This window comes from Cedecea sp. P7760, from assembly GCF_013386425.1.
Taxonomy (GTDB): domain Bacteria; phylum Pseudomonadota; class Gammaproteobacteria; order Enterobacterales; family Enterobacteriaceae; genus Cedecea; species Cedecea selenatireducens.
The window spans coordinates 124,638-140,151 of sequence record NZ_JACARU010000008.1 but is presented as its reverse complement, the minus strand read 5'-3'; the positions used below and the strand labels follow the sequence as shown (position 1 = coordinate 140,151).

12 protein-coding genes are annotated in these 15,514 nt (G+C 55.4%); 5 read left to right on the top strand and 7 right to left on the bottom strand.

The window, feature by feature from the left end:
* Positions 1-83: 83 nt before the first annotated feature.
* Both HX778_RS03485 and HX778_RS03480 read right to left on the bottom strand, forming a co-directional pair.
* Complete coding sequence (locus HX778_RS03485) at positions 84-2,114, bottom strand: alpha-amylase (protein ID WP_176981301.1); 2,031 nt, start codon at positions 2,112-2,114, stop codon at positions 84-86.
* Positions 2,115-2,232: 118 nt separating this feature from the next.
* Entirely contained in the window at positions 2,233-2,988 is a 756-nt protein-coding gene (locus HX778_RS03480; RefSeq protein WP_038477418.1) for a hypothetical protein, read from the bottom strand.
* A gap of 347 nt (positions 2,989-3,335) precedes the next feature.
* On the opposite strand from HX778_RS03480, the gene HX778_RS03475 reads away from it, so the two are divergent.
* Positions 3,336-4,172, top strand: a complete 837-nt coding sequence (locus HX778_RS03475) for a protein bax (RefSeq protein ID WP_038477421.1) — start codon at positions 3,336-3,338, stop codon at positions 4,170-4,172.
* Positions 4,173-4,233: 61 nt separating this feature from the next.
* Here HX778_RS03475 and xylR read toward each other — a convergent pair whose 3' ends face one another.
* From xylR to xylF, 4 genes are all read right to left on the bottom strand, one after another.
* On the bottom strand, positions 4,234-5,412 hold the full coding sequence (xylR, locus tag HX778_RS03470) for a D-xylose utilization transcriptional activator XylR (protein ID WP_038477424.1): 1,179 nt from the start codon (positions 5,410-5,412) through the stop codon (positions 4,234-4,236).
* Between the two features lie 110 nt (positions 5,413-5,522).
* Positions 5,523-6,704 carry a xylose ABC transporter permease XylH gene (xylH, locus tag HX778_RS03465; protein ID WP_038477427.1) on the bottom strand — a complete coding sequence of 394 codons (1,182 nt, stop codon included), beginning with the start codon at positions 6,702-6,704 and terminating at the stop codon, positions 5,523-5,525.
* Positions 6,682-8,223 (bottom strand): xylose ABC transporter ATP-binding protein, encoded by a 1,542-nt coding sequence (locus tag HX778_RS03460; RefSeq protein ID WP_176981300.1) that lies wholly within the window; start codon positions 8,221-8,223, stop codon positions 6,682-6,684. Before HX778_RS03460 ends, xylH begins: the two co-directional genes overlap by 23 nt.
* Before the next feature lie 51 nt (positions 8,224-8,274).
* Positions 8,275-9,267 carry a D-xylose ABC transporter substrate-binding protein gene (gene xylF, locus HX778_RS03455; protein ID WP_038477433.1) on the bottom strand — a complete coding sequence of 331 codons (993 nt, stop codon included), beginning with the start codon at positions 9,265-9,267 and terminating at the stop codon, positions 8,275-8,277.
* A 371-nt stretch (positions 9,268-9,638) separates the two neighbouring features.
* Here xylF and xylA point away from each other — a divergent pair, with 371 nt between their 5' ends.
* From xylA to HX778_RS03435, 4 genes are all read left to right on the top strand, one after another.
* Positions 9,639-10,961, top strand: coding sequence for a xylose isomerase (gene xylA, locus HX778_RS03450; RefSeq protein ID WP_038483060.1), 1,323 nt, complete (start codon positions 9,639-9,641; stop codon positions 10,959-10,961).
* Positions 10,962-11,006: 45 nt separating this feature from the next.
* Positions 11,007-12,461: a xylulokinase gene (gene xylB / locus HX778_RS03445; protein WP_176981299.1), complete on the top strand. Its 1,455-nt coding sequence runs from the start codon at positions 11,007-11,009 to the stop codon at positions 12,459-12,461.
* A 475-nt stretch (positions 12,462-12,936) separates the two neighbouring features.
* Positions 12,937-13,479, top strand: a complete 543-nt coding sequence (locus tag HX778_RS03440; protein WP_038477439.1) for an isochorismatase family protein — start codon at positions 12,937-12,939, stop codon at positions 13,477-13,479.
* Complete coding sequence (locus HX778_RS03435) at positions 13,476-14,399, top strand: GlxA family transcriptional regulator (protein ID WP_176981298.1); 924 nt, start codon at positions 13,476-13,478, stop codon at positions 14,397-14,399. Before HX778_RS03440 ends, HX778_RS03435 begins: the two co-directional genes overlap by 4 nt.
* Here HX778_RS03435 and HX778_RS03430 read toward each other — a convergent pair.
* Positions 14,396-15,391 (bottom strand): acyltransferase, encoded by a 996-nt coding sequence (locus tag HX778_RS03430; RefSeq protein ID WP_176981297.1) that lies wholly within the window; start codon positions 15,389-15,391, stop codon positions 14,396-14,398. The two genes, HX778_RS03435 and HX778_RS03430, sit on opposite strands and share 4 nt — an antisense overlap.
* Positions 15,392-15,514: the final 123 nt, after the last annotated feature.

The window sequence follows — 15,514 nt, the reverse complement described above, 5'->3', positions numbered from 1 at the left end:
CGTTCACCGGTTCGGTGGTGACATATGAAACCGAACTGGAAGTGAACGGAACCTTAGCCGAACTTAAATAGTCGATATGACGACTATCGATTCCCCGCCCACACCACCATCACCTTGTCATCGCCGCTGACCCGGCTAAAGGCATAGCCCTGTTTGACGCTTAACGTCGTTTGTTTTCCTGCGCCGATGGCCTGATGGCGGGCGCGGAACTGGCCCAGCTTCTGCCAGTGGGCAAGCGTTGCGGCCTGCTTGCTTGTGGCGTCCGGCCAGTTCATGTCCGAGCGGGTGCCCTGCAGCGGGTCAGACCCCGTTGGGCCAAACGGTCTTTGCGTTTCATCGCCGTAGAAAATCTGCACCGCGCCCGGAGTCAGCATCAGCAGCTCCGCCGCTTTTTGTCCACCTTCCCGGAACAGGCGGGTGTCGTGGGAGGACAGGTAGCTCAGCACGTTAAATTGCTGGAGTTTGTCCGACATTTGTTGCCAGGTAGGGGCAATCGTGGCCAGGCATTCTACCGCTTTGGCCGCCTGCTCCTGGTAGTCGAAGTTGATCATCGCGTCGAAGCCGTTCGCGTAGTAATCGCTTTTCATCACGCCGTGGCCCCAGGCTTCGCCCGTCATCCAGAACGGTGCATCATCGATTTTTTTGTCCGGGTTGGCCTGCTTCCATTCGGCTAATGCCGCGCTGGACTGCGTTTTTAATTGCTGCCAGGCCGCTTTTTCAACGTGTTTTGCGGTATCTACCCTGAAACCATCAATGCCATAGTCACGTACCCATTGGCTAAGCCAGTGGGTCAGGTAGTCGCGAACGGTGTAGCCAGGTATCACCTTCGCGGCGGTATCGGGCTTGTGGCGGTAAAATATCGGGAGTTCTGCCGGAGCGGTCGCTTCGGTTTTCAAATCGGGCAAGAAGGCGAGCGACATAGTTAAGTCGTCGAAGCCAGGGTTGTCGTAATCGCCAATGTCCGTTCTGATCCAGGCCTTGCCCCACCACTTATCCCACGCGGCTTTGTCGCTAAAGTTGATGTAGTCGTTAAAGCTGTGCCAGCTTTGGCCCGCCGCTGGCTTCCAGTCAGTCCAGCGCTCGCCGAGCGTTTTCCTGAGTTCCTCCCCTTTGAGATACAGCGCGCCAAACTCGTACTCCTGCATGTCGGCGAGCGTCGCATAGCCTGTGTGGTTCATGACAACGTCAAACAGAATGCGGATCCCGCGCCTGTGGGCTTCATCCACCAGTTTGCGGAGCTCGGCTTCGTTACCCATGTTGGCGTCAAGCTTCGTCCAGTCCAGGGTGTAGTAACCGTGGTAGGCGTAGTGTGGGAAGTCGCCTTTGGTGCCGCCGCCCACCCAGCCGTGAATTTGCTCCAGCGGGGAGCTTATCCAGAGCGTGTTAACACCAAGCTGCTGCAGGTAATCCAGCCTGCTGGTGAGCCCCGCGAGGTCGCCTCCGTGGAAGGTGCCTATCTCCTGCATTCCGTCTTTGTGGCGGCCATAGCTGCTGTCGTTTGCAGGGTTGCCGTTTTCAAAACGATCGGTCAGAACGAAGTAGACCGTCGCATTGTGCCAGCTAAACGGCGCTGGTTTTTCTACGGCTGCGGATTCCAGCAGCAATAAACCGTCGCTTCCGGCGGCAGGCATCAGCGTGATATGGCCTTGCTCAACTTTTGCCGTGCCTCCGCTGTAGAAATCACGCACCAGTGAACCTTCCGGGAAAGTACTGCTAACGTCGACGGTGAGTGGCTTTCCATCCCATTTAGGGCACTGCGCCACCGTCTGTTGAGGCTGGCTGCTGGCCTCGGGCTTAATGCTGAGCATCAGCGTGGGGGTACCGCTGCGGGTATCTATCTGTGCCTGGTATTCTCCGGCTCGGAAAAGTCGCCACGCAGGCGCATCGCCTGAGCACGGCCTGAGTGAAAGAGCCTGATTAAGCTTGATGGTTTCTGCAGGCTGCCAGCATTGGTTATCTAGCTTCAGATTAAGCGGCAGCGAGCCTTTGTCCAGATGAGCGGTGCTGATGAACTGGCACGGACCCGTTTCCTGAAAAGCAGGAAGTCCCGGTGCGGTCCAGCCTGCGTAAGCGAGGTAAGGCGTGAGTAAAAGACAGAGAGAGAACCGTTTCATACGCATCATCCTGTGGGGATTTATTGCGCAGTTTGCCACCGTTCAGACGGAGGGCGCTCATCCTGCGCCTACGTTATGCAGGGTGGAGCCGCAAGGGTGAGTGACGGCGTTAACGTTTTTATTTATTCGTCAGCCAGTGGCCGAAGTGCGCGGTCAGCGTATTGCGGGTGGCCAGTAGCTCATCGATCGTTTTGGTGAGCCTGGCGTTCAGGGTTTCACACTGCTCAAAACTGTAGTGGTTATCTGCCTGAAGGTTTGCCAGCTTTTCGTGTAGCTGGGTGACTTCCTCTTCCGCTTTGTAGCGCGCCTCCTGCTGGGTTTTTATCAGCTCGTCCGCGGCTTCTAGGCGCTGATACAGCTCGTTTTTTTCGCGTTGGTGAGTCTCCGCCAGCCCGGACCCGGACTCTTTCTGGCGGTTTAGCAGGCTTTTAAGCTCGTCAATTTCCCGCTGCATCACGCTGCGTACCAGGGCTGATTCTTTGAGGTGCATTTCCTGGCTGATATTCAGCGCTTTCTGGAGTTCTGCGACCTGTTTTTCATACCTGTGCAGGCGGGTGGTGGTTTCTGCTGTGTCGCCCTGAGCGGAACGCTGCTGGGCTTCACGCAACTGGGCAAGCAGGCTGGCAGAGAGAGATTCTGCGTCTTTCAGGCGACGGAGGGTTTCCGGCGAGTCCTGGTAAACCGTTTTGGTCTGCGGCGGTTTTTCACTGATGCGAACAAGATTAACGTTGACTAATGCCGCGCTAACCTCGGCCTGAATCTGCTCTTTGTTATGCGATTTCATGCGGTTGCATGCGCTGGCCAGGAAGCTGGCGGCTTCGTTGGCATTCGCCGTCGCAAAGGCTTTTTTTATCAGGTTCTGCACCAGGCTCATGTTGCCAGTTTTCCTGTATCAAATGTTATTTGAGCGCCTTAACCCCGGTTGCACCTCTGCCAGGTTATTGCCGCCGCCACCTTAAAAATATAACCAATAATCTCACTCTCTAAACGCGGGAACAGCCCTCAGCAGTTCATTTTTTTCCTGCATCATGAACTGTGATTAACTCCCGAATTTTACAATACTTTTTATCACTATAAGAAGTTCATAGGTGACATTGTTTCGGAATAGTACTATTTCTAAAGGTGCTCTGAGCGGTTAATTTTGATATAATTCGCACCTATTTTTCTAAAACCTTTTAAAAAACAAGGCACTGGAAACGATCGATCCGACCAGGAGAGCTAATGATATCACCCCCATTCCGACGATTCGGGGCCGCGATACTCATGCTGCTGACCGTGGGCTTTTCAAGTCACGCGTTCGCCAGTAAACATGAGCCTAAATCGCACAGCAAGGCCCATATAACGAAAGTAAGCAGTAAAAAAGCGGTAAGTAGTAAGCTGGCAAGTAGTAAAAAAGAGTATTCTCGCAATAGTGAAAATGGTTCGCTTCCTGATTTGCGAAAATACCCTTCCGGGACACCAAGGAAAAAAGCGTTTCTCCGGACGGTCATGCCATATATTACCCGCCAAAATGCAGTGATAACTGCCGATCGTAACTGGTTGATTTCAAAACAGTACGAGAAGCGTTGGTCGCCGAGTGAGCGCACACGCCTGAAAGAAATCACCCAGCGGTATAAGGTAGCATGGCGCGGCAACACCAACCGCGTGCCGTGGAACACCCTGCTGGAGAAAGTCGACATTATCCCTACCAATATGGTGGCGACGATGGCGGCGGCGGAAAGCGGCTGGGGGACTTCTAAGCTTGCCCGCAGCAACAACAACCTGTTTGGCATGAAGTGTACCAGGCGCCACTGCAACAGCGAGCCGGGCAAGGTCAAAGGCTACCTGCATTACGGTTCTGTGAATGAAGGCGTTAATGCGTACGTGGCGAATCTGAATACCCATCCGGCCTATTCTTCATTCCGTAAAGAGCGCGCTAAGCTGCGTAAAGCGGATCAGGAAGTGACGGCCAACAATATGATCCATAAGCTGAAAGGGTATTCAACCCGAGGCTCCAGCTATAATAATTTCCTGTTCGCGATGTATCAGAGTAACCAGCGTTTCATGCTGCCGAATTAATTTTCATTGTCTGAATGAAATTAAACAATGCCCTCTTCGGAGGGCATTGTTATTTATGGCTTTAAACTAAAATTTCGCTAAATCTATCGCGATGCTCTTTTGGCGTGGCGTCGTACTCTTTTTTAAATACCGAATAGAAATATTGCAAAGACGGGTAGCCGCACATCTGTGATATTTCATTGATAGATAAAGACGTTGAGATAAGCAGGCTTCTTGCCTTTTCCAGTTTCTCCGCATGAATCACCGCGTGAATCGTCTCTCCCACTTCTTCCTTAAAACGTTTCTCCAGGTTTGAGCGCGAGATCCCCACCGCATCCAGCACCTGTTCGACTTTTATGCCTTTGCAGGCGTGATTGCGAATGTAGTGCATGGCCTGGATCACCGCCGGGTCATGCAGCGAGCGATAATCCGTAGAGCTGCGCTCCACAACCCTGACCGGCGGCACCAGCACGCGCTGCAGCGGCAGGTTTTCGTGGTCCAGCAGGCGGTGCAGCAGTTTGGCGGCCTGATAGCCCATCTGGCGCGTACCCTGCGCCACCGACGAAAGCGCCACCCGCGATAAATAGCGGGTCAGTTCCTCGTTATCGATGCCGATCACGCACAGCTTTTCCGGGACGGGAATATGCAGATGCTCGCAGACCTGCAGCAGGTGGCGGGCTCGAGCGTCCGTTACCGCAATAATACCGGTTTGCGGCGGCAGCGTTTGTACCCAGTCGGCGAGGCGATTCTGTGCGTGCTGCCAGTTCTCTGGCGCCGTTTCGATGCCCTGATAAACCACGCCCCGGTACTTCTCCTTCGCAACCAGCTGTCGAAAAGCGTGCTCGCGCTCTGTGGCCCAACGCTTGCCGCTCGAGCCGGGAAGCCCATAGAAAGCAAAGCGCTGGACGCCTTTCTCTTTCAGGTGCAGAAAAGCGCTTTCTACCAGCGCATGGTTGTCGGTGGCGATATAGTGGACCGGCGGATAATGCTCCGGCGAGTGGTAGGAGCCACCAACGCCCACAATCGGGACTTCGGCGCCTTCCAGAAGGCGTTCAATTTCCCGATCGTCAAAATCGGCAATCACGCCGTCGCCCAGCCACTCTTTGATGTTATCGATGCGGGCGCGAAAGTCTTCTTCGATAAAAATGTCCCACTCCGATTGAGACGCCTGCAAATATTCCCCCACGCCTTCAACCACCTGCCGGTCATAGACTTTATTGGCGTTGAATAACAGCGTGATGCGATGACGTTTCTCAAACATGCTGATAGTTTCCCGTAGCTAGCCAGATGCCTGAATACCACAGCCGCGAGCCAGCCGGGGAACGTCGCCCCGGCATTGTGACCGTTTGCACGTTTTGCGCCGCTTGCGCATCAGGCCCGGCGTTTGGTCGCGGAATCCATCCATACCGCCAGCAGCAAAATGGCCCCTTTCACGATGTACTGCCAGAAGGTGGGCACGTCCATCATGCTCATGCCGTTGTCCAAAGAGGCCATAATAAACGCCCCCATGACCGCCCCGGCGACGCTGCCGATGCCGCCCGCCAGGCTGGTTCCACCGATGACGCAGGCGGCAATGGCATCCAGTTCGGCGATATTACCGGCGGAAGGTGAACCCGCGCCGAGGCGTGAGCTTAGGATCAGCCCGGCAATCGCCACCATCAGGCCGTTTATCGCAAATACCGCCAGCTTGGTGCGTTCAACGTTTATCCCCGACAGCCGCGCCGCGTCGATATTGCCGCCGATGGCGTAAATACGGCGACCAAACGCGGTGCGGGTGGCCATAAACATCCCGGCGAGCAGCAGCAGAGCAAGGAGCAGCACCGGCGTCGGAACGCCGCGATAATCGTTCAGCAGCCAGATTGCACCAAGCACGACCACGGCGGTGATCGCCTGACGGCCAACAACGCCGCCCGATGCCGGCGCAGCAAGGCCGAGCGCCTGGCGGCGTATGCGAAGCCGCCACTGCCAGGCAATAAAGGCCATCAGCCCCAGCACGCCCACGGTGAAGCCGATGCCGCCTGACAGATAGCTTTGCCCGATTTGCGACATTGCGCTGCTGGTCGGCGACACCGTGGTGCCATTGGTAATGCCGATAAGAATGCCGCGAAACGCCAGCATGCCCGCGAGCGTGACGATAAACGACGGAACCTTGCGATAGGCAACCCACCATCCGTTCCACGCTCCGAGGACCAGGCCCAGGGCCAGCGTGACGACAATCGTGAGCGGCAATGGCCAGCCAAGCCAGACGTCAAAAATGGCCGCCACGCCGCCGAGCAGCCCCATCATTGAGCCCACCGAGAGGTCGATTTCGGCCGAGATAATGACAAACACCATGCCGACGGCCAGGATGCCGGTAATCGCCGTTTGCCGCAGCAGGTTAGACACGTTGCGGGCGCTCAAATAAGCCCCCTCCGTCTGCCAGGTAAAGAACAGCATGATGACGGCAATAGCGGCAATCATGACAAAAACCTGCAGATTCAGCGATTTTAGCGCCCCAGGCAAGGCCCGGCCTGGTGGCGTCAGTTTCAGTTCAGACAAATTGCTTTTCGACATGGGGGTCACTCCTCAGGGCGGCTTCCATGACCTTTTCCTGGGTCAGATTGTGGTTAATCAAATCGGCTTTAATGCGGCCCTCATGCATGACCAGCACGCGGTCGCTCAGGCCGAGCACTTCCGGTAATTCAGAGGAGATGACAATGACGGCAATCCCCTGCTGCACCAGCTGATTAATAAGTTTGTAGATTTCGTACTTCGCGCCTATGTCGATGCCTCGCGTGGGTTCATCGAGTATCAGAATGCGTGGATTAAGCAGCAGACAGCGGGCAAGAATAGCTTTTTGCTGATTCCCACCGCTGAGGCGGCCAATGGCCAGGTCAGGCGATGAGGTTTTAACCTTCAGACGCTTGAGCGACTGCAGCATGCAGTTTTGCTCCTGAGCCTCGTCCAGGCTGCTCAATACCCCAGAGAACTGACTTAATGCGGCAAGGGTGATGTTTTGCCCCACGGCCATCACCGGCACGATGCCGTCTTTTTTACGATCTTCCGGCACCATAGCAATGCCATGGGCAATCGCCTGCTGGCAGGTATTGATATGCACTTGCTGACCGTCGATATAGACTCTGCCCTCCCAGCGGCCAGGCCAGACGCCAAACAGGCACTGAACCGCCTCGGTTCTTCCGGCCCCGACCAGCCCGGCAATACCCAGAATTTCCCCTTTGCGCAGGGAAAAAGAGGCATCGTTTACCCGCTTAATGTGTTTGTTGACCGGGTGCCATGCGGTCAGGTGCTCCACGCGCAGGATCTCGTCGCCGGTTTGGTGCGGCTCGTTAGGGTAAAGCGCCGTCAGTTCCCGCCCTACCATCATCGTAATGATGTCGTCCTCGCTCATCTGCTTAGCTTCACGAGTACCGATGGGCTGCCCGTCGCGAATAACGCAGATGGTGTCTGAAATGGCTTTTACTTCATTGAGCTTGTGGGAAATATAAATACAGGCGATGCCGTGAGCCTGCAGGTCGCGAATAATCCCGAGCAGCACGGCGGTTTCCTGTTCGGTGAGCGAAGCGGTGGGTTCGTCCAGAATCAGCAGCCTGACCTGCTTGTTCAGCGCCTTGGCGATCTCCACCAGCTGCTGCTGACCAAGACCTAAATCCCCCACGCGCGTATCCGGGGAAAGAGACAGGTTCACCTGGGCAAGCAGCTTCTGGCAGCGAAGCGTCATGGTGTCGAAGTCGAGCAGGCCGCGATGCGTAATCTCTGCCCCCAGGAAAATGTTTTCCAGCACCGTAAGATGCTTAACCAGCGCCAGTTCCTGATGAATGATGGCGATCCCTTTTCGCTCGGTGTCGCGAATATGGCCTGCCTGCAGCAGCTCTCCCGCAAACCAGATTTCACCGTCGTAACTGCCGTGGGGGTAAATACCGCATAGCACTTTCATTAGCGTGGATTTGCCCGAGCCGTTTTCGCCACACAGCGACATCACTTCCCCGGCTTCAAGCGTCAGGCTCACGTTATCCACGGCTTTCACCGTGCCAAAGGCTTTGGTGATGTTTTTCATTTCCAACAAATGAGGCATAAGCTCTCCTCCGGTTGAGCGAGAAGGCCCGCAAGCGCGCGGGCCCGTCGGCTACAGGTCGCTCTTTTTGTGGAAACCGTCGGCGATAACGGTGCTGTCGATATTGTTTTTTTCCACCTCAATAGGGGTTAAGAGGCGGGATGGAACATCCTTCAGGCCATTATTTAAGCTGGCATCCGTGGCTGGCTGCTTGCCTTCGCCTAATTCGACGGCAATTTCAGCGGCGGTATTTGCCAGTTTGGTAATGGGTTTATAGACGGTCATCGTTTGGGTGCCGGCAATAATACGTTTAATGCCCGCCAGGTCAGCATCCTGACCCGAAATCGCGACTTTCCCGGCCAGTCCTTGCGCGCTTAGTGCCTGGATAGCACCGCCTGCCGTGGCATCGTTAGACGCCACGACCGCATCAATCTTGTTATTATTCGCTGTCAGAGCGTTTTCCATAATTTTCAGCGCGTTTTCCGGCAACCAGCCGTCAACCCACTGATCGCCGACGACTTTAATTTTCCCTTCATCAATATAAGGTTTTAATACTTTCATCTGCCCGGCGCGGAATAATTTCGCGTTATTATCCACCGGCGAACCGCCCATCAAAAAGTAATTGCCTTGAGGCACTTTGCTTACAATGCTTTTAGCCTGTAATTCACCGACTTTTTCATTATCGAAAGAAATATAAAAATCAATGTCGGCATTATTAATCATGCGATCGTAGGCGAGCACTTTAATGCCTTCGCGTTTCGCTTCTGCGACCACGTTGCTTAATACCTGGCCGTTGTAAGGAATAATAACTAATACATCAACGCCGCGATTGATCATGTTTTCAATTTGCGACATCTGCGTTTCTTCGTTACCGTTGGCGGACTGGACAAACACTTTTGCCCCTAAGGATTCCGCCTTTTTTACAAAAATATCGCGATCTTTTTGCCAACGCTCCAGGCGCAGGTCGTCTATCGCCATACCGATTTTCACTTCTTTGGCGATACCGCTTACGCTGGTAAGAATGAGTGAGGCGCATAGCGTGAGTAAGAGGTTCTTTATCTTCATATTATTTTACCTGTAGGGGAAATGGCTTATAGGAGTAAAGAATGATTCATATCAGCAGACCCTGTAGATTGTTATCCGTATAGGCGTGACCATCAATTACAGATTTTTATCTTCGCGTTATGTTTTTTTGTTTAATCGTAAAAATATGATGGCGATCTAATTTAATATTGAATTGACGGCCTGTTGCACTCATTTATGGAAGGTGTTGCGCGATATTTTTTTATTATTTTAGTGGTTTTTTGCGAAGTGACGCACATTTGGGGATTCTCTTAACCCCAGAGTGAAATAACGTAATTGAGCAACCGCCAGGGAGAATTCAGGATGAAATAACTCAATATCCTGACCGCTGTTTCCTGATGACGGAGTTAATTATGCAAGCTTATTTCGACCAACTCGACCGCGTGCGTTTTGAAGGCCCGAAAACCACCAACCCACTGGCGTTTCGTCACTACAACCCAGATGCATTAATTCTTGGGAAACGCATGGAAGAGCACCTGCGTTTTGCGGCCTGCTACTGGCACACATTCTGCTGGACGGGGGCGGACATGTTCGGCGTGGGGGCATTTGAACGCCCCTGGCAGCAGGCTGGAGACGCACTGGCGCTGGCGAAGCGCAAGGCTGATGTGGCGTTTGAGTTTTTCCAGAAACTTGGCGTGCCGTATTACTGTTTCCATGACGTCGACGTTTCACCGGAAGGCGCTTCTCTGAAGGAATACCTGAACAATTTCGCCCAGATGACGGAAGTCCTGGCGCAAAAACAACAGGAAAGCGGCGTGAAGCTGCTGTGGGGCACCGCTAACTGCTTCACTCACCCGCGCTACGGCGCCGGGGCGGCAACGAATCCCGATCCCGAAGTGTTCACCTGGGCGGCGACCCAGGTCGTGACGGCAATGAACGCCACGCATCAATTAGGCGGGGAAAACTATGTGCTGTGGGGTGGGCGCGAAGGCTATGAAACCCTGTTGAATACCGACCTGCGGCAGGAGCGCGAGCAGATTGGCCGCTTCATGCAAATGGTCGTTGAGCACAAGCATAAAATCGGTTTTCGCGGCACGCTGCTTATCGAGCCGAAGCCGCAGGAGCCAACCAAGCATCAGTATGATTACGACGTTGCGACCGTTTACGGCTTCCTGAAGCAGTTTGGTCTCGAAAAAGAGATAAAGGTCAACATCGAGGCGAACCACGCGACGCTGGCTGGTCACTCCTTCCACCACGAAATCGCCAGCGCGATTGCATTAGGTATCTTTGGCTCGGTCGATGCCAACCGTGGCGATCCACAGCTGGGTTGGGATACCGATCAGTTCCCGAACAGCGTTGAGGAAAACGCGCTGGTGATGTATGAAATTCTGAAGGCCGGAGGATTCACCACCGGTGGCCTGAACTTCGATGCCAAAGTGCGCCGTCAGAGCACCGATAAATATGACCTGTTCTACGGCCATATCGGCGCCATGGATACGATGGCACTGGCGCTAAAAATTGCTGCCCGCATGGTGGAGGATGGTGAGCTGGATAAACGCGTCGCGAAACGTTACGCCGGATGGAATAGTGAGCTGGGCCAGCAAATTCTTAAAGGTCAGATATCGCTCACGCAGCTCGCGCAGTACGCTGAGCAGCACAAGCTGGCCCCGCAGCATCAGAGCGGGCATCAGGAGCTTTTAGAAAACCTGATTAACCACTATTTGTTCGATAACTAAACTTGCCTGCGCCGCCGAAAAGCGGCGCGATATTAAGGAGCTACCATGTATATCGGCATCGATCTTGGCACGTCGGGCGTGAAGGTAATCCTGCTGAGCGAAGCAGGCGAGGTGGTGGCTGCACACAGCGAGTCGCTGACCGTTTCCCGGCCTCACTCCCTTTGGTCCGAGCAGGATCCCGAACACTGGTGGCAGGCCACAGACCGCGCGATGCGCGCGCTAGGGGCGGAACGTTCTTTTAGCGGCGTAAAGGCGATTGGGCTTGCCGGCCAGATGCATGGTGCGACGTTACTGGACAGCAAACAGCGCGTGCTTCGCCCGGCCATTCTTTGGAACGATGGCCGCAGCGGCGAAGAATGTGCGCTGCTGGAAAGTAACGTTGAAGAGGCAAGAGCCATAACCGGCAACCTGATGATGCCCGGCTTTACCGCACCGAAGCTGCTGTGGGTCGAGCGCCACGAGCCGGATATCTTTGCGCAAATCAATAAAGTGCTGCTGCCGAAGGACTACCTGCGCCTGAGGATGACCGGGGAATTTGCCAGCGATATGTCCGACGCGGCGGGCACGATGTGGCTGGATGTGGCAAAGCGCGACTGGAGCGACACGATGCTCGACGCCTGCCGCCTTTCTCGCCAGCATATGCCCGAATTGTTCGAGGGCAGTGAAATCACCGGCGTGCTGAAGCGCGATGTCGCTGAAAGCTGGAATATGCCTGCGGTGCCCGTGGTGGCGGGCGGCGGTGATAATGCCGCCGGGGCTATCGGCGTCGGGATGGTTGACGCCGGGCAGGCCATGCTCTCGCTCGGCACCTCCGGCGTCTATTTCGCCGTAAGCGACGGTTTTCGCAGTAAGCCGGAAAGCGCGGTACACAGTTTTTGCCATGCGTTACCCAACCGTTGGCACCTGATGTCGGTCATGCTCAGCGCGGCTTCCTGCCTGGACTGGGCGGCAAAACTCACCGGTCTGGGGAGCGTTCCGGCCCTGCTGGCGGCGGCGGAACAGGCTAACCCGAAGGCGGGCGTTATTTGGTTTCTGCCCTATCTTTCCGGCGAACGAACCCCGCACAACAATCCTCAGGCTAAAGGCACCTTTTTTGGCCTGACCCATCAACATGGCCCCGCCGAGCTTGCCCGTGCGGTGCTGGAAGGCGTGGGCTACGCGCTGGCGGACGGCATGGACGTTGTGCATGAATGCGGCATTACGCCCGACAGCGTCACGCTGATTGGCGGGGGTGCTCGCAGCCCGTACTGGCGGCAAATGCTGGCCGATATCAGCGGTCAGGTGCTGGACTACCGCACAGGCGGCGACGTTGGGCCTGCTCTGGGTGCAGCTCGCCTGGCGCAAATCGCGCTCTCACCGGGGCAGCCTTTGCAGTCGCTGCTGCCCCAGCTGCCTCTCGAGCAAAGGCATCAGCCAGATTTTGCCCGGCATCAGCGCTACGCCGGGCGGCGTCAGGTGTTTAACCAGATTTATCAGCAGCTGTTGCCGCTGATGTCCTGATAGCCGTTTTCCCAGTGAGGGAGAAGGTGTGCAAAGAAGCCCTGTTTCCAGGAGTAAGGGCGTGGCTGTAGGACTTGAAGCAACAATGACTTTCAGAATGGATTTGGGTCAAAAGCGAGGCTCGGTTCCGGCTTAAATCGCCTCAGTTTTCTCTCCGACTGGCCGGGGTCCGGCCGTCGGGAACGNNGGTTTACCGCTTGCGGCGATTTATTTGGCCGGGAGTCCGGGGTCTCGGGGGAGTGACGGTGACTCCACCGAGACGTTCACCGTCTCTGTGATGACATATAAAGCAGGGCTAGAAGTGAACGGAACCTAAGTCCATCGTTCATAGAACGTATTTTGGGCTAAAAGACAGCCATTTAGAATGAGTGAAGATCGTCGTCTCAAACCAACACCATCCTGTCCGTTTTTGGTATCAGCGCTTGCGGAATCCCCTGCCAGAATGGTTTTAAGCAAACCAATGAGGAGTCCGAATATGTCACGTGCCGCGCTGATCAATATTGATACCCAACGGTCTTTCTTCCACCGGAATTACTGGCAAGAGGATGATGTGCCTGCGTTTCAGCAGGCGATGCTGGCGCTTATTGCCGGCTGCCAGCAGAAGGGCATACCGGTGGTGGATATCTTCCACGTGGATGAAGATGATGTTTTTTCGCTGAAATCCGGGTTTGTTACGCCGATGCCGTTTTTGCAGCATCAGGCAGCGGTCAGTTTCCAGAAACACGTTCATAACGCGTTTACCGATACCGGGCTGGATCATTGGCTCCGTACCCGAGACATCAACCACCTGATTATCTGTGGGATCCGCACCGAGCAATGCTGTGAAACCACCGCGCGCGTTGCCTCTGACCTGGGTTACCGGGTTTCTTTCGTGAGCGAAGCCATGCTCACCTTCCCGATGACCTGGAAAGGCGTTACGCTGGACTCCGCCACCCTGCGCCACCGCACTGAAACCGTGCTGGCCGGGCGGTTCGCCGAAATACAAACCGTAGCCGAGTGTCTGGAGTCGCTGGAATGAGTATTGGGGTCTGGTTTGTGGTGCTGCCGGGGATATTGTCCCTCGATCTGAGCGGCCCGGCGGAAACGCTGGGGCTGGCGAAGAACGCGTTTGATCTGCACTACATTGGGCCAGACCCCCAGGTTGAAACCTCCATTGGCCTGACCTTCAGCGGTATTCAGCCGCTACCTGAAAACCTTCCCCCCGGGAGCCTGCTGGTGCTGCCCGGCGTGTGCGATTCAAACCGGTTTTTTGCCACGCCGCAGGCGGAAGAAGTCCGGCGTTGGTTAACCCGCCTGCAGCCGCAAATTCACAGCCAGCAGCTTAACCTGATGTGCGTGTGCTCCGGGGCACTGCTGGCGGCACGAGCGGGACTGATGCACGGTATTCAGTGCACAACGCATCATGACGTCCTTGAGCGATTGAAAGCGGCGGCCCCCGGCGCGCAGGTCAAAGACAACCGGATTTTTGTTGAAGACCGGGGGATTTGGACCAGCGCCGGGATAACCTCCGGGATCGATCTTTCCCTGCATTTGATTAACCGCTACTGCGGCCCGAGGGTAGCGCTGGAGGTAGCCAGAGAGATGGTGGTCTGGTTCCGCCGCTCGGGCGACGACCCGCAGCTTTCACCCTGGCTTCGCTACCGGAATCATATTCATCCCGCCGTGCACCGTGCGCAGGATCTGCTTGCCGCATCTCCTGAAGCGCCCTGGCCGGTACCGGAAATTGCCGACCGGGTTCACGTCAGCCCGCGGCACTTATCCCGCCTATTTCAGCAGCATTTGGGGATTTCCGTGCGCGACTATCTGGAACAGCTGCGGCTTGCGGTAGCAGAGCAACGGCTACAGCAGGGGCAGCGCCTCGAGCAGGCCGCCAGCGCCGCAGGATTTTCTTCCCCGCGCCAGCTGCATCGGGCGCGGGGCAGAATGCGTGGCGCTTAGCTAACCAGTTTTTTGCGGTCGAGTTTTCCAACGCCAACGGCCAGCAGCAGGCTGCCTGCCAGCGTTGCGCCGAAAATCCACAGAATATCCAGCACCGGCCAGTAGGTCAGTTGGATATCGTGTGTGCGCAAATAATGAATGATCAGCGCATGAAACCCGTAAATGCCCAGCGAGTAGCGGGAAATAAACGTCAGGCCGGGCAGCGGGCGCTGGTTCAGGCAGTTCTTCGCCACGACCAGCAGGCTGATGGCGGCAATAAACACCAGCGGGCCGCAATACACGTAGAAGGTTTCGGCGAAGTTCTGGTTGATTTCCAACTGCCGGTGGGTGCCCAGCGCAATCGACATGACGCAAATCACGAACAGGCCGCCTGCCAGGCCGCTCACGCCTTTTCTTTGGGTATCGAACATGCCAATCGCCCGGCCTAGCAGGCCGTAAAGCACGTAATAAAAGGTGTCGCCGTTAATGTAGAGGTTAACGGGCAGCCAGCGCATATTGCCCAGCGTCTGCGGCACCGTGTTGGGGTTGGCCACCACGCCGAGCAGCACCATCAACCCAAGGATTGTCACCGCGCTGACCTTCTTCACCTGTATCAGCGGCGAAAGCAGGTAAATCACCATAATCGCGAAGAAAAACCACAGGTGATAGAACACCGGTTTTACCAGGATGTAGCGCAGCGCAAGGCCGATGCTTATCGGGGTAAACAGCCAGATATAGAGCAGCGCAATGGCGCTATAAAACAGCAGGCAGCTGGCTATGCGTAGAAAATGGCGCTGCTGCGCGCTGCGTTCGCCAAAAAACAGATACCCGGAAATCATGAAAAACAGCGGCACGCTGACGCGTGAAGCCGAGTTCAGAACGTTTGAAAAATCCCAGCTAAAAGCGGTCACGGTATGTGGGTTGGTGATGTACCAGGTCGTGGTGTGGATCATAACCACCATCAGGCAGGCAATGCCCCGAAGGTTATCAATCCAGTTTATTTTTTGCTGCATTCGTTCCCCTGAAGCCGCTTGTGTACCTGCGCCCGGAAATGTCTGAGTTTGCTCCGCGCATCTTGCTATCCCCGCGACGGCTTCGCAAAATGCCGGACTCCACGGGGAGTATGAATAAGAAAC